Annotated in this window: 13 protein-coding genes and 1 tRNA gene; 7 read left to right on the forward strand and 7 right to left on the reverse strand. The window is 37.5% G+C overall.

What is annotated here, in order from left to right; genetic code table 11:
• Positions 1-156: 156 nt before the first annotated feature.
• Positions 157-1257, forward strand: a complete 1101-nt coding sequence (lptF, locus tag BTN98_RS00435; protein WP_060998557.1) for an LPS export ABC transporter permease LptF — start codon at positions 157-159, stop codon at positions 1255-1257.
• Positions 1257-2330: an LPS export ABC transporter permease LptG gene (gene lptG / locus BTN98_RS00440; protein WP_060998558.1), complete on the forward strand. Its 1074-nt coding sequence runs from the start codon at positions 1257-1259 to the stop codon at positions 2328-2330. The genes lptF and lptG overlap by 1 nt, the downstream gene beginning before the upstream one ends.
• Before the next feature lie 60 nt (positions 2331-2390).
• Here lptG and BTN98_RS00445 read toward each other — a convergent pair whose 3' ends face one another.
• Positions 2391-2882, reverse strand: a complete 492-nt coding sequence (locus BTN98_RS00445) for an RDD family protein (RefSeq protein ID WP_060998559.1) — start codon at positions 2880-2882, stop codon at positions 2391-2393.
• A gap of 241 nt (positions 2883-3123) precedes the next feature.
• Here BTN98_RS00445 and BTN98_RS00450 point away from each other — a divergent pair.
• Positions 3124-3208: transfer RNA gene (locus BTN98_RS00450), tRNA-Leu, on the forward strand.
• A gap of 529 nt (positions 3209-3737) precedes the next feature.
• Complete coding sequence (locus BTN98_RS00455; protein WP_082732169.1) at positions 3738-5660, forward strand: acyltransferase family protein; 1923 nt, start codon at positions 3738-3740, stop codon at positions 5658-5660.
• Positions 5661-6026: 366 nt separating this feature from the next.
• Here BTN98_RS00455 and BTN98_RS00460 read toward each other — a convergent pair whose 3' ends face one another.
• Positions 6027-7349, reverse strand: coding sequence for a hypothetical protein (locus BTN98_RS00460; RefSeq protein ID WP_060998561.1), 1323 nt, complete (start codon positions 7347-7349; stop codon positions 6027-6029).
• Positions 7350-7773: 424 nt separating this feature from the next.
• Between BTN98_RS00460 and BTN98_RS00465 the strand changes: the two genes are divergently transcribed.
• Complete coding sequence (locus tag BTN98_RS00465) at positions 7774-8640, forward strand: PA4780 family RIO1-like protein kinase (RefSeq protein ID WP_060998562.1); 867 nt, start codon at positions 7774-7776, stop codon at positions 8638-8640.
• A gap of 75 nt (positions 8641-8715) precedes the next feature.
• Here the strand turns inward: BTN98_RS00465 and BTN98_RS00470 are convergent, their stop codons facing one another.
• Positions 8716-9399: a 2'-5' RNA ligase family protein gene (locus tag BTN98_RS00470; protein ID WP_060998563.1), complete on the reverse strand. Its 684-nt coding sequence runs from the start codon at positions 9397-9399 to the stop codon at positions 8716-8718.
• Positions 9400-9916: 517 nt separating this feature from the next.
• Between BTN98_RS00470 and BTN98_RS00475 the strand changes: the two genes are divergently transcribed.
• A complete protein-coding gene (locus BTN98_RS00475) occupies positions 9917-11917 on the forward strand; it encodes an oxidoreductase (RefSeq protein ID WP_060998564.1) in 2001 nt (666 codons plus the stop codon).
• 531 nt (positions 11918-12448) lie between these two features.
• Here the strand turns inward: BTN98_RS00475 and cadA are convergent.
• The 3 genes from cadA to BTN98_RS00490 all read right to left on the reverse strand — a co-directional run bounded on the left by cadA (position 12449) and on the right by BTN98_RS00490 (position 17957).
• Positions 12449-14581, reverse strand: coding sequence for a lysine decarboxylase (gene cadA, locus BTN98_RS00480; protein ID WP_060998565.1), 2133 nt, complete (start codon positions 14579-14581; stop codon positions 12449-12451).
• 88 nt (positions 14582-14669) lie between these two features.
• Positions 14670-16022 (reverse strand): cadaverine/lysine antiporter, encoded by a 1353-nt coding sequence (gene cadB / locus BTN98_RS00485; RefSeq protein ID WP_060998566.1) that lies wholly within the window; start codon positions 16020-16022, stop codon positions 14670-14672.
• A gap of 474 nt (positions 16023-16496) precedes the next feature.
• Complete coding sequence (locus BTN98_RS00490; protein WP_060998567.1) at positions 16497-17957, reverse strand: winged helix-turn-helix domain-containing protein; 1461 nt, start codon at positions 17955-17957, stop codon at positions 16497-16499.
• Positions 17958-18251: 294 nt separating this feature from the next.
• Here BTN98_RS00490 and lysS point away from each other — a divergent pair, with 294 nt between their 5' ends.
• Positions 18252-19757 (forward strand): lysine--tRNA ligase, encoded by a 1506-nt coding sequence (lysS, locus tag BTN98_RS00495; RefSeq protein ID WP_060998568.1) that lies wholly within the window; start codon positions 18252-18254, stop codon positions 19755-19757.
• Between the two features lie 93 nt (positions 19758-19850).
• On the opposite strand, the gene tsgA is transcribed toward lysS, so the two are convergent.
• Entirely contained in the window at positions 19851-21038 is a 1188-nt protein-coding gene (gene tsgA, locus BTN98_RS00500; RefSeq protein WP_060998569.1) for an MFS transporter TsgA, read from the reverse strand.
• Between the last annotated feature and the right edge of the window lie 535 nt (positions 21039-21573).

Consider the following 21573-nt stretch of genomic DNA (forward strand, 5'->3'; position numbering starts at 1 on the left):
ATGTTAGATAATACCACACTTGCTTGCTCTGCCGAGATTTCGGTATAGGCTTAAAGCGCGGACTTACATTCAGCCGAAAGATAAAAAAATAACTAATTTAACCAAAAACTATAGTGATTCCATCAAAAAAACAAGTTTTCTATGGGAATATAACGCGTGATTATTGTTAGGTATTTGACGAGAGAGACAGTAAAAAGCCAATTAGCAGTCCTTTTTGTGCTTTTTCTTGTTTTTATTAGCCAAAAATTCATTCGCATTTTAGCACAAGCGACGGATGGTTCGATCCCGAGTGATCTCATTGTGACTTTAATGGGACTCTCTATTCCAGCAATGGCGTTGCTGATGTTACCACTGAGTTTATATATTGGTATTTTGCTTACATTTGGCCGCTTGTATGCTGAAAGTGAAATTACGGTAATGAGCGCTACCGGCATGGGGAATAAATTTCTTATTCGTGCCGCCTTAGCGTTAGCCTTGATTACCGGCTCGATCGCAACTGCCAATTCATTGTGGGTTGCGCCGTGGGCGCAATATAAAATTGAACAAATTACTGAACAAGCTAAAGCCGATCCGGGTTTAAATATGCTGGTTAAAGGGACGTTTCAGATGACACCCAACGGTTCTGGTGTGGTGTTCGTTAATGATATTACCGATAAAGGGTCTAAGCTGCACAATGTCTTTGTTGCCCAATTAAGAGCACAAGATACGTTGCAACCGAGTGTTATGGTGGCAAAGCGTGGTTTTGTGACGGAGCAACCCGATGGTCGTCAAATGTTGGATTTACAGCAAGGCACCCGTTATGAAGGTGTACCGACGCAGCTTAATTATGGCATCACTCACTTTGATGACTATCAAGCGTTAATTGGTCAGCGTAAAGTGAAGCAAGGCGACCGAGACTGGGAAGCAAAAACCACTGCGGAATTATTAAAAGACCCAAGTAAAGCGGCGATGGCAGAGCTTCAATGGCGATTATCGTTAATTCTATGTATTCCGTTATTAGTGATGATTGTGGTGCCGTTATCTGCGGTTAATCCACGTCAAGGACGGTTTGCAAAATTAGCGCCTGCAGTATTGATTTACTTAGCTTATTTCCTAGCAATATCATCAGCAAAATCTGCGATTGAAGATGGTTTTATTCCGGGGTGGGTAGGAATGTGGCCGATTAATATCGGTGCGTTATTGATCGCCATTGGTTTAAATTGCTGGGATAGTTTACCGGTTCGACGCCTCAAAGATAAATTACGGAGACGCGGTTAATGTTTAAAATTCTCGACTGGTATATTGGCCGAACTATTATCGCGACATCGGCATTAACCTTATCAACGTTAGTAGGTTTATCTGCCATCATTAAATATGTTGAGCAGTTACGTAAAGTGGGTCAAGGCAGTTATGACTTACTGAAAGCATTGTATTTTGTGTTGTTGTCGATGCCACAAGATATAGTGACATTCTTTCCGATGGCAGTATTACTCGGTGCATTAATTGGTTTAGGGATGTTAGCATCAAGCTCTGAGCTGGTGGTAATGCAAGCGGCTGGCTTTTCGAAGCTAGATATTGGTTTATCAACCTTAAAAACCGCGGTGCCATTAATGATCATTGTGACCTTATTAGGCCAATGGGGTGCACCACAAGCACAAAAAGCCGCGCGTGAACTGCGAGCATTATGGATCAGTGGTGGCAGTATGCTATCGGTTCAAAGTGGTGTGTGGGCTAAAGATGATAATGACTTTATTTATCTCGGCCGTGTGCATGATAAAAATCAAATTGATGTGGTTAATATTTGGCAATTTAATAACCAAGATAAACTGCTTGATGTGTTATCAGCCAAGACAGCCAGTTATGACGCTCAAAAGGGCTGGACGATGCATAATGTTACTGTGACTGATATGACTAATAAGGCACAGATCAGCAACACTCATTATGAGACTAAAAAATGGCAAACCACGTTAACGCCCGATAAATTAGCGGTAGTAACAGTGAAACCTGAAGAGTTATCGTTATCTGGGTTATATGACTATGTCGGTTATTTAAAGGAATCTAAGCAAGATGCTATGCGTTATGAATTGGCATTTTGGCGTAAAGCATTACAACCAGTTTCCATCGCGGTAATGATGCTATTGGCATTATCATTTGTGTTTGGCCCATTGCGCTCTGTGACCATGGGAGCGCGAGTATTATCTGGGGTGATTTTTGGTTTTGCTTTCTATATTTCAAATGAAGTCTTTGGACCGATGAGTTTGGTGTATAACTTACCACCGTTTATCGGCGCACTTGCGCCAAGTCTGGCGTTTTTAGCGATAACTATCTACTTACTCAGACGTAAGTTATAGCGATAAAAAGGGAGCCTTATGGCTCCTTTTTTATTGGCTGTTGTCTTAAATGATAACGTCTTATTTAACGTTATCTGTCACGATCATTTCACATTCAGCCATAATATCTTGCATTGAGCGACGCTGACTATTAAATGCCAGTAAGTTACCTAAACCAAAAGCAGAGGTAGCAATACGAATCAATGCTTGAGTGATTTTAATGTGTGAACCATCTTGGTTTTGAAGCTTAAGCTTCCATGCCCGCATGCCTAATGTTTGCCCTGCTTGAGTCCAGAAATAGCTATAAAAGCCAATAATAATCATAGCAAGGTATGCACTATATAACATGCTCGCAGTGGGGGCTGACATTAAATAGTCACTGGCATCTTGGTAATTACCTAACGTAAGAACACCAATATGAAGGAGTGCGGCCACTATCGCCATAGCCAGCGCACCTGCAACCATTAAAATAGCCACGATGATCAACATATCGTAGAACCAAGCACCTAAACGACGAAATAAGCTTGGGTATTGGTGTGAAGGAGCAATATGCTTTGGCTTGATTTTCTTCATGATGGTTCCAGTATCAATGATGGATGAATAAATCCTTATGAACGGCAGTGTAGCAGTAAACGAAATACGAATGAACGCACTAAATTGCTACAAAATATATTTATTATCGCATTAGATATGGTTTGATTAGCATCAATACCTTTTAGATGGGTTAAAAAACCAACAGCAGAGTGTTTATATTACAAATATGCTATATTATTGCTTGCGCATCAACACGATATACGTATAATAGCCACCATAAGCCCGAGTGGTGAAATTGGTATACACGACGGATTCAAAATCCGTTTCCTTCGGGAGTGACGGTTCAAGTCCGTCCTCGGGCACCAAATTTCAGAAGAAAGCCTCAATCGCAAGATTGGGGCTTTTTTTGTGCCTTATTGTCATTCTAAATTTCTTAAGTTCGCTTTTCACCTTGTCATCAATCAAAGGAAAGCGGGTTTAAGTCCCTCTTGATATTATTTGTTCCTAATTCATTGCGTACTATCTTCAACGTCTGGTTCATATCTTGTCTTTAACGGGAGATTGTTTGCTAACACCGAATTCATTGGTTTTGTACCAAATATCCTCCACAGGGATGTTTAAATATTTTGGGGCTAGAAATGCGATGGATTGTGGGTGTTTTTTGTACAAGTTGACATCTTGTATTTAAAAGAAAATTATTAAGAGGTGATACGTCCGCTTTATGATAATCACCTTTAGTTACTGATCTACTTTATTAAATTGCTTAATTGCTTAATTGCTTAATTGCTTAATTGCTTAATTGCTTAATTGCTTAATGGTGATTTATTGTTTTATTTTATTGTTCAGTGTGTTTGATTTCGTATAAAATCGCGATCAATTATTTGTGGAGTGCATATGAAATTCAGAACAGATATAAACGGCTTGAGGGCAATCGCTATCATGGCCGTTGTTTTTTTCCATTTTAACTCGTCATGGATTCCTGGTGGTTTCGCTGGGGTGGATGTTTTCTTTGTGATTTCTGGTTTCTTAATGACTGGACTCATATTTCGTGGGCTAGAGAACAACAACTTTTCTATTATTAATTTCTATGTTGCTCGTGCCAATCGTATCATTCCTGCATTATCTGTTGTCTGTTTGGCTTTATTGGTATTTGGTTGGTTTTATCTTAATTTACTAGATTACCTAGCATTGAGTAAGCATGTTGCTAGTAGTATGGGATTCGTGTCCAATATCATTTACTGGCAAGAATCTGGTTATTTTGATGTTGCATCACATAGTAAGTGGCTACTTCATACATGGTCGTTGTCTGTAGAGTGGCAGTTCTACATGATTTACCCTGTGGTATTAGTGCTACTAAAGAAGTGTATGTCACTAACGAACATTAAGCGTTTGCTTGTTGTTGGTACGATGATTGGCTTTGTATTTAGTGTTTATGCGACATATCGTTGGCCTAATCCTGCATATTTCTTATTGCCTACTCGCGCATGGGAAATGATGATGGGTGGTCTTGCATTCCTTTACCCATTACAGAACCTTAAAGAGACAAGTAAAAAGTACCTTGAATGGGTTGGTATTGCGTTAATTTTAGCTTCGTATGCATTTATTTCTAAAGATAACCTGTGGCCTGGATACTTAGCCTTAATTCCTGTGCTTGGTGCTTATTTAGTTATTCTTGCTAACCGTAGTGGTAGCGTGATTACTGATAACGTAGTAATGCAAAAAGTAGGTTCATGGTCTTACTCTATCTACCTATGGCATTGGCCTGTTGTTGTATTTGGTTATTACTTTGAAATGCAGCATTGGGAATGGATTGGTATTCCTGTATCCGTTGTATTAGGTTTCTGTAGCTACAAGTTTGTTGAAAGTATTAAGTTCCCTGCGTTATCGAGTATTTCATTTAAGTCAATAGTTACGTTTAAACCGTTGTGGATGGTGGTAAGTATTGGTTTAATTAGTAGTATTTTATTTTTTAATATTACAAACAGGATGAAAGCTATACCTAATATTAATAAATATAATATGGCAACTAAGACGGAAGGGTATTGTTTTGGTTCACCAGGCTCAGGGTTGTCATCTGCTGACTACCTAACGTGCCAAATAGGTAAAAAATCCAATGATCCTAAAGTATTATTATTTGGTGATTCATTTGCAGGGGAGTATGAACCAACTTTATCCGTATTAGGGAAAAAGAATAATATTAGTATATTATCCATAACGACAAATTCTTGTTTTCCTTCTTTTACAAAAAATTTCCATTTTCCTAAAAGTCATGTCGGATATAGTCAGTGTATGATGAATAGGAAATTTGTAGAAAATAATTATAAAAAGTTTAAGTTGATCTTTATTTCTGGTCGTTGGGATGAATTTTTTAAAGATGGATATGATTATTCAAATGATACAATAAAAATGATCAATAAAATCACAAGAGATGGTGTTAAGGTTGTTTATTTACCTAACCCTACAATTTACAAAAAAAATATTAGAAATGATTACATTTCATCAGTTATTAAAGGCGATTCTCTTACAGAAGATGTTATTAATAAAGAAAACGACATTGTTGATAATAATTATGTAAATAAAATAGAGAAAAAGTTACGATTACTGTCCAAAACTAATAATAACTTTATATATATATCAAAGTCAGAATTATATAAACATGATTTTTTTATTCGGGATGGTAAATTGATACCTTATAGTGCTGATGGTGGGCACATATCAATCTTAGGTGCTGAAGAATTAGCTAGTGAAATTATTAATGAAAAATCAAAAAGTAAAATCACAAACTTGCTAGAACAAACATCAAGGGGGAAAGTATAACTGCACTGAGTTAGTCATTATGTGATTTTCTGGCTGCAAGAGTGGCTGAGAATTATTACTGGCTGACATGGTTGATGTTGTGATTATGAGTGCCTATTACCAGTAAGGTATACACGTTTTTCGAGCGCAGCGTTAAGGGATTCAAAATCCGTTTCCTTCGGGAGTGACGGTTCAAGTCCGTCCTCGGGCACCAAATTTCAGAGAAAAGCCTCAATCGCAAGATTGGGGCTTTTTTTGTGCCTCATTGTCATTCTAAATTTCTTAAGTTCGCTTTTCGCCTTGTCATCAATCAAAGGAAAGCGGGTTTAAGTCCCCCTTAAAAAAGCCCCAACAAAATGTTGAGGCTCAGATCTTATTTTGTTGTTATTAAAATACTGAATAAGGGACGATTACTTGCAGACGAACATCTGTTTCATCTCTACCTACGGTGGCTGATTTAATTTCGTCACGGGTTAACCACGTGCTATGTAACTGCACCACACTGCCTTTTAAAGTGCCTTGTTGAAGGGTATAGCCAACAGTCCCATTTACTGCTGCTTCACTGCTGTAGCCGACTTTATTGCTGTTCATTCCTGAGCCGTAACCTACACCCATATAGTAGTTCCAGCCATTACCGGCATTAAAAGACAATCGGTTATACATTGATACTTCACCAGATTGGTTCCAATCAGATAACGCATCCCAAAATTGTGACCAATTACCGTTATTCATGGCGTAGGTATAAATAGTACGTGGCACAATTTCAGTATCATTATTGCTGTTGGCATAACGTAGTTGAGATAACCAACCCCATTGACCATGATTGATATGTAACGATAGCCCAGTCATATAACCTAAACCGTTATATTTAACCTTGTCGTTAACGCCATAAAAATCAGCCGCGAGTTGAGTATTAGGGTTTAGTTGATAACGGGTATAGAGCTTATAAGAGGTTGGATTAACGCTACGAGTGGTGTCGCTATAACGGACATCCATTGCTTGACCAATACCGAGATTATAAGAAAAATCTCCCACAGTATTTTCATAACCTAATGAATGTAAATAATTCCACTGTGTATTTGCCCAACCAACATAATCATTTTCACTTAATAACCATGGTGCAGTGTATTTATCTGCCCAGAAGTAGGTTAATTTACCGCTACCAATATGCGCATTAAGTTCTAAACCACGGTAACTACCGGGTACAAATGACGATACATTACCAACCGTACCATTACCTATGGATTGAATTAAACCGACTTTACCGCTAAAGAGATCGTGGTATTTAAATTTAATCGCGGCCGTATAAAATTTGAAATGAGGACCATTACCAGCGCCCCAATCTTGGTTATGTGAAAATGAAATCTCATTAGATAAATACTGGCCATTATTATTTTGAATACTGTTGTTATAGATATCTCCAGCTAAATAACCAGCAACATCGACCCCAATAAAATTGTTATAGTAACCAGAATTTAAATCGACAATGGCATTGTAGGCGGAATAATTGAGCCTACCATAAGAGTCAAAACCAGCATTATCATTTCGAGAGCGTATACGAGTATCACTGATAAATTTAGTCGTGAGTGATGAGCCGTTAATAAAGCCATTAGCGGTTGTTGTTTGTGCCATCGCTAATGGGGATAACGTTAGTGCGCTAATGATTGCTAGAGTGAGTAATGATTTTTGGGGCTGCAAGCAATTGTTCATGTGATTTCTCATTATTATTTTTATTGTTGAATCGTCACCCATTAATGGATGGTATTTATATTAGCGCTAATAATGGAAGCAGCTGAAAATGAAAGCTATATTGAAGAGCGGAATTTTATGTTGTTGTTTTCTAAGTTGAATGTGGTCGCTATTGTGTCATCCGTTTATTGATACCACTTGCGTTTAAGCTTGCGATTATTAGAAGTTACAGAATTATAGAAACAATAGTGCAAGGTTTAGTTTTACCTTGTTGTTTTTTAGGTGAAATTTCTTATTTTTTGTCGCGGGGGTTAGTACCGCGGTGTTATACCTAATATGCTGGTTTAGAAATAACCATCCATCAATACTTGTTAAATATTTTTAGCTAGCGATAATGCGATATTATAAGCGGGTATATTTCCAGTTACGGACAAATGTAGGTGTAATGAAGATTCCTCCACGGTTACAACCTTTGGTTGAAGATGGTCTTATTGATGATGTTTTATCTCAACTGATGAGCGGTAAAGAAGCCTCTGTGTATGTTGTTCGCAGTGGTGGCAAAATTTGTTGCGCCAAGGTCTATAAAGAAATTGACCAGCGTAGTTTTAAAAAAGCAGTGACCTACCGTGAAGGGCGTAAGGTACGTAATAGTCGTCGTGCACGTGCCATGGAAAAAGGCTCTAAATTTGGCCGTGATGAACAAGAAAAAGTATGGCAACAAGCAGAAGTTGATGCGTTATCATTATTGCTCAAAGCGAATGTGCGTGCCCCGATTCCTTATGGTTGTTTTGATGGGGTCTTATTGATGGAGTTAATTACAGATGCCGACGGTGCTGTTGCTCCACGTTTAAATGATATCACGCTAACCAAAGAACAAGCCTTACGCGATCATGGGTTAATGATCACCTATATCAAGCGTATGTTATGCATTGGTCTCATTCATGGTGATTTATCAGAATTTAATGTGCTGGTGGATGGTCAAGGTCCAGTGATTATTGATTTACCCCAAGCGGTAGATGCTTCTGCAAATAATAACGCTAAATGGATGTTTGAGCGTGATGTAAATAACATGGCTAATTATTATGGTCGTTATGCGCCACAAGTACTTGAAACCCAATATGGCAAAGAAATGTGGGCATTATTTCAAGCTGGTACGTTAACCCCTGAGACTGAATTAACCGGAGTATATATTGAAACCGAGGTTGATGCTGATATAGATGGTTTAATGGCAGAAATTAATGCTGTTATGGCTGAGGCTGAATTACGTCGAGCACGTTTCATGGATGAAATGCATGAACAAGAAAGTGAGTAATCGCTTTCGTTTTTAGCATTATATAGAAAGGGTAAAGATAAAAGCCTCAATATAGTTGAGGCTTTTTTGTAACTGTTATTTGGCAAATGGATAGTGGGCAATAACGGCTTTAGCCTGGCCATTACTATTAACCGCAGCAATGCCTATTCCCAATGCATTAAACTTCATCGGCTGAAATTTTTGGCCATAATTGGTCATAAACTGGGTTAGTTTTTGAGGATCAGATTGCGCTAATAAGGTGATATGGGGTTCAAAATTAGTAAAGACATTAGGACTACCATAGCGTTGGAATGCAGCAAGTTTTTCAGGGTAGTGACTTACCCAAGTGGGCGCTTTTTGATCCATGCTACGTAGTGGAGAGACAGTAATGGCTGCGGTATCTGCTAAGCGTTGCAGCTCACGGGTATTACTTATTTCAAGCATCAACCAGTCTCCTTTGGTGCGCTCAATATGTTCAAGTGTTAATGGAAATTGAACATATTGGCTTGCTAGTTGTTGGGCTTGTTGCTTAAGTAACTTGAGATTTGAGGTCGAATATTGTGATAAATAAAGCGTGATATGAGGTAAATAACCTTGACTGTAAAGAGAAGATAATTGTTGTTGTTTAAGTTGGTTGCTAATGGTTGATACTGTTTTATCAACATTGTGGCTTGGGATTAAAAACAGGTTATAACTGGTTGTTGAGGAGGGGGAAGGGGTTGCTAGTGCGACTTGACTGATACTGATCAAAGCCAGTGTTAACATGCATTTTTTAAGCATTTTGGAATTTCTAAAAAAGTAATCGATAAGATATTGTATTCTTTTTTGGTATATTGTTTTGTGGTGGCGCTAACAACATTCACCTCTAAATAACGTTGATTGAAGATTGTTTAAGTGATTTTATCAATGTGATGGTGAATATTTTTTCATGGTTGGCTTTGTCTTGTTTTGCAGGCAATAACGCCTTATTTCATTAATGATGGATATTTTCAACGTAAACACTAATCAAGACCCTTAGTCACTATTAGGTTGCACTGAATACAGTATTGCTGTGGTATCTATCAAACACTATATCCCTACTTTATATAGTGATTTGTTGTGGTTTCCATAACAATAGCTTTAAAGGCAGCATTAGTAATGACTTTAGTTGGTAAGGTAATAAAAACTAATGTAATTGTCATACAAAAAGCAATTATTATGATATATGAGCATATCCAACATGCATTTAATGCACTTAATTAATAGTATTTTTACTTTTAGACTTTGAGTTACTGTTGATTAACTCAAAAGCATAATAATGAATAGATCAGAACTCTTTACCCCAATGAAAATTGGTAGCGTAACTATTAAAAACCGAATTGTAATGGAACCAATGGGTCTAATGGGACTTGCTGGCCGTGAAGGCGAATTTAATCAACGCGCTGCTGATTATTTTGTTGAAAGAGCGAAGGGCGGTGTTGGTCTGATTATTACGGGTTTTACTAAGGTAGAAAATGAAATTGAGCGCATGAAAATGCCGACATTTACCTGTGTAACTCATAATCCCACTGCTTTTGAAAATTCATGTTATGAAATGATTGAGCGCGTGCATTCTTATGGCGCAAAAATCTTCTTACAAGTGTCTGCGGGCCTTGGTCGTGTAGCAAAACCGACACTGCTTGAAACTCAGCCAGTCGCACCAACAGAAGTACCTAACTATTGGCAACCTGATGTGATGTGTCGTGCCTTAACCACAGAAGAAGTGGAACGCATTATTTCTCGTTTTGAGGAAGCGGCAGCGATTGCTAAAAAAGTCGGTTTTGATGGTATTGAACTGCACGCAGTGCACGAAGGTTATTTAGCCGATCAATTTACCATGTCAGTGTTTAACAAAGATCGTAGCGACCGTTTTAACGGTGATCTTGAACAACGCGCGACTTTCCCAATTGAAATTCTTAAAGCGATTCGTCGTGGTGCGGGCGAAAACTACCCAGTAACCGTACGTTACAGTATTCGTTCATTTATTAAAGAATTGGGTAAAGGCGGTATTAATATCGCAGCTAAAGAATCTGGACGTGATACTGAAGAAGGACTTGAGTTAGCTAAGATCCTTGAAAAAGCGGGTTATGATGGCTTTAATGCCGATACTGGCTCTTATGATGCATGGTACTGGGCGCACCCACCGCTATACGCGAAAGATGGCCTATATCTACCATTTGTTAAACAACTTAAAGATGTTGTTAATGTGCCTATCATTATGGGCGGTAAGATGGGTGATCCTCAACTTGCTCAAGACTCGATTAAAAATGGTTCAATTGACTTTGTTGGTTTAGCGCGTCCGTTATTGACAGATCCTGAGTGGCCAAATAAGGTCATGAAAAATCGTGAAGAGCAAATTCGTCCATGTATCGGTTGTCACGATGGCTGTTTACAACGTATTTTCAATCATAAGCCAATTTCATGTTCAGTGAACCCTGCTTGTGGTCGTGAAAAGATCTATAACATTGAAAAAGCATTAGAACCTAAGCGTGTAATTGTTATCGGTGGTGGTATTGCGGGTCTTGAAAGTGCTCGAGTAGCAAAACTTGCTGGTCATGAAGTGAAGCTATTTGAAAAATCAGATCAAATTGGTGGTCATATTTATGAAGCTGCTGCACCTGATTTCAAAAAAGCGGATGAGAAATTGCTTGATTGGTATCGTGTTGAGCTAGAGCGCCTTGCTGTACCAATGTATTTAAATACTGCTATTGATAAAGACTCAAAAGAGTTAGATGACGCGCAAGCAGTGATTATTGCAACAGGTTCAGTGCCAGTACGTTTACGTAATATTGAAGGTATTGATGAACCACAGATTTGCAGCGCCGATGATATTTTATTAGCTAAAAAGCCAGTTGGCGATGACGTGGTTATTATTGGTGGCGGTTTAGTTGGTTGTGAAGTTGCACTATGGCTTAAGAATCAAGGTAAGCAAGTAACAGTGGTTGAGTATCTGTCTAAAGTGATGGATGGTGGTGCTGATACTAACTGGGCTAACAAATCAATGCTGCTTGATTTGATGGAAGAAGCGCAAGTTAACATTATGACCAGCAGTAAGTTTGTTGGTTATAAGAATGGCCATGCGTACATCGAAACAGCGAATGGCATTGAGCAGATTGTAGCTGATAACGTTTGTATTGCTGTGGGTTACTCAAGCGTTAACGATCTTCATGACGAGATTTTAAGTCGTGGTAAAGATACTTACCTCATTGGTGATGCACGTAAAGTGTCTAATATTATGAATGCGGTTTGGGATGCTTACGAAGTCGCACGTAATATTTAATTAGCGCCAATAAACTAAATAGTAAGGCACACTCATTTGAGTGTGCCTTTTTTTGATCTGTTGTTAGTGAAGATGGAGTCGAGGTTTGAGATTTAAGGTTCGAGGGACTCGCTCGATACATCCTGACAATTTGAGGCGGGAGCAGATGAATATGATGCTTATTATTTTGAAAATATCGCTCCTCAATAATGAGCAGAGCCACACGCCGCCATATAAATCATAGATGTAGGATATTGGGCTATAAATACGACCATTTAGCTTGAGACATGTTTTGATTAGACTTTAATTTTCCATGTTGATTAAACAATGCAACTTGAAAAACGTTTTTAGCTAGATTAATGCAAATAGTGCTAGGCATTATTAATGGTATGGGCTTCTTTTTGGTTGACGCTATAACTGTAGCTGACAATGTCAGTAAGGTGGGGAGTCCATACCATTGAGGAGGAGTTGTTATACAGAATTATTTACAGGGTCTAAAAAAGGCATGCTATTACTAGCATGCCCTAATATTACTTATGTCGATCGTATTAATTACTGCTTGATCACTTTCACTTTGTAAACACCATCAACGTTGTAAACACCGTGAATGTCAGTTTCAAAGCCAGGGAAGTGATTACCAATTTCGCATAGCATTTCAAGGAAATCTAATACAGGGCGAGATTGCTCAGTCACCATTTCACCAGGAAGCACAACAGGCACACCTGGAGGATAAGGAAGGATCATATTGGCACTGATTTCATTCACCATTTCTGATAATGGAATCTCACGAACCTCACCACGTAGCTCTTGTTGCCATGCATCATGTGGTGTCATCTTCATTTCTGGTAACACATCAAATGCTTTGTACATAAGCTCAGGTAATTGGTATTTCACGGTTAAATCGTGAATACCTTGTGCAAGATCTTGTACACGCATATTAGCGTAGAATTGAGGATCTTCTTGGTATAGTGCTGGTAAGAATGACTTGATAGTCATGTTACGATCATAGCCACGTTTGAACTCAGTTAATGCACGTAATAGCTGCATTGCTTTTGGTTTATCAATACCAATTGAGAACAAGAATAATAGGCTGTATGGACCTGTTTTTTCAACTACGATACCATGTTGGTCAAGGAACTTAGCTACGATAGATGCTGGAATACCTGTTGCAGATAGTTCGCCTTCTTCGTTCATTCCTGGAGTAAGTAGGGTGATCTTAATTGGATCAAGGAACATATGATCTTCATCGATATTCTTGAAACCATGCCATTTATCATTAGGGTTTAGGTTCCAACATTCCGTTGTTTCAATGTTCTCTGGCTGCCAAACATCAAAGAACCAACCGTCACATTCAGAACGTAGTTTTTTGATCTCTTTACGGAAACGAATCGCGCGGTCGATTGAATCTTGAATTAAACGACGACCAGCATTGCCATGCATCATAGCTGCAGAAATTTCAGCAGACGCCACAATACCGTATTGTGGTGATGTTGACGTGTGCATCATGAATGCTTCGTTAAAAGACTCTTCTTCAAGCTCACCTTTAACATGAATCATTGAAGCTTGTGAGAATGCAGCCAGTAATTTATGGGTTGATTGAGTTTCATAGAACACTTTACCTGGCATGGCTTCACCACTCATACCACATTTACCTTCGTAAATAGGGTTAAAGTTAGTGTAAGGCACCCAAGCACTATCAAAGTGAATAAACTTAGTATCCAGTGACTCTTTAATAAATTGGGTATTGTAGAACAAACCATCGTAAGTTGAGTTAGTTACTACTGCATAACCTGGTTTAGTTGCACCTGGAGTATTTGCTACTTTTTCTGCAATTACTTCACGGCTAAATTCACTCTTAGGAATACCACCTAAAATACCGTAAGCGTTACGTGTCGGACGGAAATAAATAGGCACAACATCGGTCATCATCATCATGTGAGTTAATGATTTATGACAGTTACGGTCAACCAATACTGTGCTGCCAGCAGGGGCTGAGAACATACCAACAATTTTGTTCGCAGTTGAAGTACCGTTAGTCACAATATAAGAACGATCAGCGTTAAATGTACGCGCAATGTATTCTTCGGCTTCTTTGTGAGGACCTGAGTGATCCAACAATGAGCCAAGTTCAGGCATTGAAATTGAAATATCTGCTTTAAAGGTATTTGCACCGTAGAAATCGTAGAAAATGCTACCTACAGGGCTTTTGTTAAATGCAGTACCTGACATGTGACCCGGTGTACAGAACGTATATTTAGCTTCATCAACGTAGTTAAATAATGCTTTGGTTAGCGGTGGTAAAATACTGTCTTTGTAATCTTCAGTTGCTTGCTCAATTTTATGCGCAATATCAGAAGCACTACCAAGGCAATATTCAAAGAAGTAAATATTTAAACGAAGATCAGCTAAATTAATATCTAAAGTAGAATGTTCATTAGCAAATGCATATAACGGTAGTTTCTCGTTAATTTGGTTAATTTGCTGGCATAAGTCTAATGAGTAAGTATCCCAGTCAAAAATCACACCACTAATACGTGGGTTCATTTCAAGTAGCTTCATTAAATCTTTTTCATCAACGGGATACACAACTTTGTAGCCACGTGTTGCTAATGCTTGTTCTAATTCTTGAACTGGGTATTTTTTGAAAAATACGCCTAAGTTATTTAAGATTGCTATAGTATTCATTATTGAATATCTCCAGGGTGAACAAAGGCGCACCACTCCAATTTGGGAGGTGTAACGTGCGCCTTGATAATATTATTAGGGAGTAAACTTAGTGAGATTGAACCACTTTATTCGCTTGTTCTTGTTGTTCTAGTTGTAAGTGTTGACGGAAGCCAAGCTTACGAGCGTAGAACATGAAGATAGCTAGCGAAACAACGAAAGTTGCGGCTAATGCTGATGGATCTGCACCGATAAGTGCGATGAAACAGAAGATACATGCAACACCTGCAAACAACATCACAAATACATTGCGAGTTGTCATACCTTCGTAACGAATTAAGTTAACAGCTGAGTAGAAGTAAGGCAGCATAGTTAATAGCACTGCGTCAGATGTTAGGATGTCAAATAAGTTTGAAGCATGGCTATTACTAGAACTAAAGATAGTGATTGCAATCATCAGAATAGTCATCATTACAGATGCTAAAACTAAACCTTTTTTTGCCACGCCATTTTTATCAGTTTCACCAAAAACAGCAGGGAAGTTGCCATCATTAGCTGCACGTTTGCCTGCCTCACCCACTAACATCATCCAAGAACCTAGAGATGTAAAGCACGCTAAAGCGGTAAATGCTGCAACAAATGGAGCTGTCCAAGCACCAAAGATAGCGGTTGTTGCAAGTGCAAATGGTGCACCAGAAGCTGCTACTTCAGAAGCTGGGAACATACCAGCAATAACTTGAGTTGATAGAATATAAATAACACCAGCAATAACGGTTCCAAGTAACGTAGCTAATGGCACTGTTTTCTTGGGATTTTTAACCATACCAGATGATACTGCTGCTGATTCAACACCAACAAATGACCAAAGGGTGATTAGAACCGCGCTAACAATAGCGTGTGAATTTGAGCTATGTGATGTATTCCAGTTTTGCATGTAAGTTGTTGCATCAAAATGCCCCCAACCAACAACTGCAGTACCAACGATAGGAACAAGAATAAGTACTAAGCCTAATGTACATAGACGACTTACCCATGAACCACCCAATAAGTTAATAATGGTGAAAATCCAAACTGAGGCAATAGTTGCGATTGCCGCTGGAATAGTGTTGTTCAAAATTGGGAAGAACACAGAAAGGTACGATACCCCAGTGATAGCGATAGCAAGGTTACCAATCCAGTTAGCATGGTAATAAAGCACACCGGTTTGGAAACCAAAAGCAGGCGAAACTTCACCAGCATAGGCAATAGGACCGCCCTCTTGAGGATTATTCGTTGCTAAACGAGCGTAAACAAAGGCCAAAGACAATGCGCCAACTAAACAAATAATCCAGCTATAAATAGATATTGAACCCACTTTTGCCAATGTCGATGGCAAGAGTGCGATACCACTACCCATCATATTACCGGCTACCACACCGGTACAGGCGATTAAGCCTATCTTTTTTGATGTATCGGACGACATGTAACGATCTCCAAATAATACAATTATATTTAAAATTTTTAAGCATGTTTAACGTCAGTAATAAGAAGGCTTTTGCTTTCACATAATCAATGACGAGTAATTTCGATTTAATCTACAGCAGATAGAAAAGTTAATTAAATAACTTTCTACTCAACGATATTTAAATAATAAAGTTGTTTTTTTTTAATTTTATTTATTTTCAACCCCTTTTAAATCAATATGTTGCGTTATTTGTGAAAAAATAAATTATTTATAAGTAAAATAATGACCATTTGATAATCGTTATAGAGTTGGGGGTATTAATTTAAGCTGTCACGGTGCTATTATTGTTGTAAACGTTAAATCAGCGTAGCCATTAGCGATGATCACAAAAGACAGGTCTATGCATTGAGACCTACTTCTAAAAAGGTAAATTAGTAGTCGCTGAGAAATGAAATAGCGTTGTTTAATGGTAAATATTTAGATGCTGTAAATTTAGTGCGGAGGTGTGACTTCAGCAGTATTTATTTCTGATATGAAAACGAGTTTTTGACAGAGTTGAAGTGTCTCTTGAGAAGGCGATAAATACAAGGCCATACTATAATACTCGTTGGCTTGCTGTTTTCTATGCGTAAGTTCACTGAGCTTACCTAATAAAATGTAGCGTAACGCTGTATTTTGCTGAGACTGTAATGCTGCTAATGATAAATAATGTTCAGCAGCGGTTAAATTACCTTGGTAAAGATCATTTAGGGCTAAAGCATCATATATTTCACTTGAGACAAGTTGTTTGTTCTGTGTAACGCTTTTGATTAATACTTTTCCATAGTTCATCAATGTTGGCATTGATGTTACTTTATTGTTTACGGTAAGTATAATTGCATAAGCAAGGTATCGTTGTGCTAATAAATAACTATTTTCTGGCGATAACTTAATAAGTTTACTGATTTGTTTAATATAATTAATGTTCGTTTGACCATCATTATTTATGACACTAGGCAATTCAATATAGCCATACAAAATAGTAGAGTTGGTGAGAGTAATATGATTCTGAGTTTGTTGATGATTGTAATTTAATGATTGTATAAGTTTATTGATAAAACTATCTATAATTATGTATGAGTTCTTACTATCAAGGTGAAGATTTTGTTGTAACATAACTATTTTTGATATGTTGTTAAATAGTTCGATGTGTAATTGGTGTTGCTGATTGACATAGAGTGACAGTGTTTTACCTGCATTAGGTTGCTGGCTGAAACTACTGATATAATTTGTAGATTTAAATAAGGCATTTTTGATTATCTTCGCGATCGAATGTAACTGATTTGTCGATGACTGCTGTGCCAATTCAATATTTATTAAGCGTGGATTCAATATTGTCGTAGGTGGTGTAATTTTTTCGTTGCTCCAACTGATAAAAACAAGTGTAATTAATAACATAGTTAGGATACAAATATCGAAAAACCAGTGGTTCCATTTAACATTATTTGAACTTGTCGTTGATGGTGCTTCTTTTGAGGTTTTGTTAAAAGCACGTGTCATTGGTCCTGCAGGGAAAAATGCATGGGATGAGCTATCATTAGTGTGCTCATGTGAAGAGTGAAACTCCTCCAACTTAAAGCCTGTATTTGGATCGACATATATTTGTTGTACGTCGATATCAAGTTTATAACCTCGCTTTGGAATTGTAATAATCCAATGATCTTCATCCATCTTTTTGAGTGTTTTACGGAGCTCAAAGATAGACTGCGTGACAACTTGTTCACTAACAACGGCACCGTCCCAAACATTTTCAATTAATTCATCGCGTGTAAAAACAATGCCTTGATGCTTGGCTAAAAAGGCTAATAGCTTGGTAATCCTCGGTTCTATAATATAATTTTGTCCTGATTTATATAAACAATTTTCTGTTGTAATTAATAACCAGTTATTTATTTTATAATTTACCCAGGCCATTTGGTTTTTATTCTATTGTTAAAAAATATAATGATATTATTTTCTATACTATTTGCTTTTATATATAGATGGAATTTTTTATTTAAATGGTAACTGTAATTTCATATTTCATTTTTAAATCTAAGAAATAAATAAATTATGTATTTCTAATGTTTTGTGACGAATGTCACGTTTTTTATTTTGTGGTTATTTATTTTAAAGTAAGTCTAATTTCGGGTTATAAATATAGTTTTTTTAAATAAATATTCTAACCCTTCTTGTTTTAATAAAAAGATTTATGGATAAGGAAATATTATGTTAGAAAATGAAATTGATGAAAATAGGCTGATTGCTGAACGTCGAGCAAAACTTGATTATATAAGAAAAGACTGTAAAGCAAATGGTCACCCAAATACTTTTCGTCGATTGAAATTAGCAAATGAATTAATAACTGAATTTAAAAATAAATCTAAAGACGATTTGATTAATACCGCTTATATAACCGCTGTCGCTGGTCGTATTATGGCAAAGCGTGGACCATTTTTGGTATTACAAGATGTTTCTGGGCGTATCCAAGTTTATGCCGATAAACAGGTTCAGGCAGAGTTAAAGCAAAAATATCATGGTTTAGATATTGGCGATATTATTGGTGTAAAAGGTCAGTTACATCGTTCTGATCGTGGCGAGCTTTATGTCACCATGGATAGTTATGAGTTACAAACCAAAGCGTTACGCCCTTTACCTGAAAAATACCATGGTTTAACCGATCAAGAACAACGTTACCGCCAGCGTTATGTAGATTTGATCATTAATGAAGAATCACGAAATACCATGATCATGCGATCTAAAGTGGTGGCAGCGATTCGTCAATTCATGATTAAACAACAATTTATGGAAGTTGAAACACCAATGATGCACCCAATTGCTGGCGGTGCTTCAGCGCGACCTTTTGTGACTCATCATAATGCGTTAGATATTGATATGTATCTTCGTATTGCACCTGAGCTGTACTTGAAGCGTCTTGTGGTTGGTGGCTTTGAGCGGGTGTTTGAAATTAACCGCAATTTCCGTAATGAAGGTCTATCACCTCGTCATAATCCAGAATTTACCATGATGGAATTTTACATGGCATATTCTGATTACAATGATCTGATTGATTTTACAGAAAGTTTATTAAGTACCATTGCAAAAGATCTTTGTGGCAATACAGCATTACCTTATGGCGAGCATGTTATTGAGTTTAATGGACCTTATACTCGTATGACGATGCTAGCTGCAATTCAACACTACACTCAAGATAACCCACGCATTCAAGCGCTAACTTATGATGATGTTAAAAATCGTGAGTTGATGGCAAATATTGCACGAGAAGTTGGTCTAACGGTTGAACCATTTTGGACTTGTGGTCAGTTGTTAGAAGAGATTTTTGGTGAGACTGCTGAGCCTAAATTAATTCAACCAACATTTATTACTGGTTACCCTGCTGATATCTCGCCATTAGCGCGTCGTAGTAACGAAGATGCTTTCTTAACTGATAGGTTTGAGTTTTTTGTTGGTGGTCGTGAAGTCGCGAATGGTTTCTCTGAACTGAATGATGCTCAAGATCAAGATGCGCGTTTTAAAGCACAGATGGATGCGAAAGATGCTGGTGATGATGAGGCGATGCAATATGATGAAGATTATATTCGTGCGCTAGAATTTGGTTTACCACCAACAGCAGGTGAAGGGATTGGTATTGACCGCTTAGTGATGCTGTTTACGAATGCACATACTATTCGTGATGTGATTTTATTCCCATCAATGCGTCCGAATAATAATTAATAATAACTACTGTAGTGACAGCTGACTCGCTGCTTTTATTCAAGTATAAAAAAAGCCTCAATAGATTGAGGCTTTTTATTTGCATAATGTTAGTTAGTGACCACTATGACCATGAATGCGATGTTTAGTAACAAATCCCACCAATACACACATTACAAATACAACTGCATATAAACCATTGGCTGTAACTAATGCTGCGTGTGCACCGTAGTTTTTAACAATTGGACTTGTTACTACGAAAGTTAACATAGTACCGATTGTGCCGCATAACAGAATAAAGTTAACCAATTTTGGTGATGATACTTTGGTCTGTTGTGAGCCTAAGGTAATGATCGTGGTGTAAATCGCACTACTAATAAAGCCAAGTGCTGAAATAATATAGATAAGGTTATGAGGATCAGTATCTTTATTAAATAGATACATCAGCACAGTTGCTAATCCAGATAAAACAACTACAAAATAGTGCAGGTCGAATTTTTTAAGTAGAACACTGAAAATCCACATACCAATCATATAAGCACCCCAGAAGTAACTTACTAATTGGCCTGCATCGCTGATTGATAGACCTAGCTTTTGAGTTGCGTATTCAGGAATCCAAGAAATAAAGCCTAACTGACCGAGGATGTAACATAAAGCAGCAATAGCTAGAAATAGAACACCTAATCCCCATTTTTCTTTTGGTTCATTAGCGGTCTCTTCTTGAGGCGCATCTTTGCCTAATACTGGGAATGTAGAGATTAATGCTAATACGAAAATAGCAAAATAGATAACACCGATTGCGGCATATACCCAGTACCATTGCATGTGGTGTGCTAGTACTGCAGCAGAAATCACAGGGAAAATCATACCCGCCATACTGAAAAATGAATCAGTAAATAGCAGGCGAGAACCTCGTTCTTTACCATCATAAATGTGGGTAATTAAGTAAGTACCAATTGACATGGTAATACCACTAACGACACCAAGAACAAACATGCAAGCAGAGAAGATAGCAAGATTATGACCGAAAATGAGGCCAAGAATTGCTAATAGCATGAGAATGAAACCAAAAATGAGTTGGCGCTTAAGCGGTACAATCTCCATCAACCAAACATTAAGGAAGATTGAAATTAAAATACCCGTATTAAGAAACGTAAAAGTGTTACTCATGCTAGATATTGGCAAATCAAAATATTTGGCAATATCTCCCATAACGATACCGGTGACGATAATCAGAGATCCAGTTAGGGCATAAGATAAGAAACTTATCCACGTCAGAAGGATGCGATTCTGGTTTGTCATAGCAAATCCTGTATAGCTTTCGATTATAATTAAAGAGGCAGAATAAGATGCCAATTAATGAAAGGGCTGAATCCTAACATAAGGACTAGCTTTGTTTGTGACGTACTTCACCATTATATGACACGGAGGGATTTATCATACCAATAAGATATAAATAATAGGAATTTATAAGTTGGTTTTATTCTACTGGTTGTTTTTATTGTTTTTGTTTTGTGTGAATTTAAGTTTTTTTAACAATGTATGTTGTTATTTATATATTATTACTGTCGTTTAGTCGTATTTGTATGCTTTTGCTTCATAAAATTGTCTTAGTTTAATTACGGCTATAAAAGAGAGACGATATAGAATGATGTATAGAACATGAAAAACAGTAGTGAGCGATTATTTTTGAAGCGTATTTTGGGAATTTGATCGTAGTGTATACTAATGCGCATTTTTTTGATAAATTTGAAAATTAACACTTGCCAATGTGATCTAAGTCCCTATAATGCGACCTCACTGATACGGACAACGGCGCAAGCGGTTACCGAAATCA

The sequence above is a fragment of the Photobacterium aquimaris genome, assembly GCF_002954455.1.
Lineage (GTDB): Bacteria > Pseudomonadota > Gammaproteobacteria > Enterobacterales > Vibrionaceae > Photobacterium > Photobacterium aquimaris.

Bases quoted from the DNA above. Each gene is read 5' to 3' on its own strand.
- lptG (WP_060998558.1), top strand. From the start codon at position 1,257: ATGTTTAAAATTCTCGACTGGTATATTGGCCGAACTATTATCGCGACA.
- BTN98_RS00445 (WP_060998559.1), bottom strand. From the start codon at position 2,882: ATGAAGAAAATCAAGCCAAAGCATATTGCTCCTTCACACCAATACCCA.
- BTN98_RS00455 (WP_082732169.1), top strand. From the start codon at position 3,738: ATGAAATTCAGAACAGATATAAACGGCTTGAGGGCAATCGCTATCATG.
- BTN98_RS00460 (WP_060998561.1), bottom strand. From the start codon at position 7,349: ATGAACAATTGCTTGCAGCCCCAAAAATCATTACTCACTCTAGCAATC.
- BTN98_RS00465 (WP_060998562.1), top strand. From the start codon at position 7,774: ATGAAGATTCCTCCACGGTTACAACCTTTGGTTGAAGATGGTCTTATT.
- BTN98_RS00470 (WP_060998563.1), bottom strand. From the start codon at position 9,399: ATGCTTAAAAAATGCATGTTAACACTGGCTTTGATCAGTATCAGTCAA.
- BTN98_RS00475 (WP_060998564.1), top strand. From the start codon at position 9,917: ATGAATAGATCAGAACTCTTTACCCCAATGAAAATTGGTAGCGTAACT.
- cadA (WP_060998565.1), bottom strand. From the start codon at position 14,581: ATGAATACTATAGCAATCTTAAATAACTTAGGCGTATTTTTCAAAAAA.
- cadB (WP_060998566.1), bottom strand. From the start codon at position 16,022: ATGTCGTCCGATACATCAAAAAAGATAGGCTTAATCGCCTGTACCGGT.
- BTN98_RS00490 (WP_060998567.1), bottom strand. From the start codon at position 17,957: ATGGCCTGGGTAAATTATAAAATAAATAACTGGTTATTAATTACAACA.
- lysS (WP_060998568.1), top strand. From the start codon at position 18,252: ATGTTAGAAAATGAAATTGATGAAAATAGGCTGATTGCTGAACGTCGA.
- tsgA (WP_060998569.1), bottom strand. From the start codon at position 21,038: ATGACAAACCAGAATCGCATCCTTCTGACGTGGATAAGTTTCTTATCT.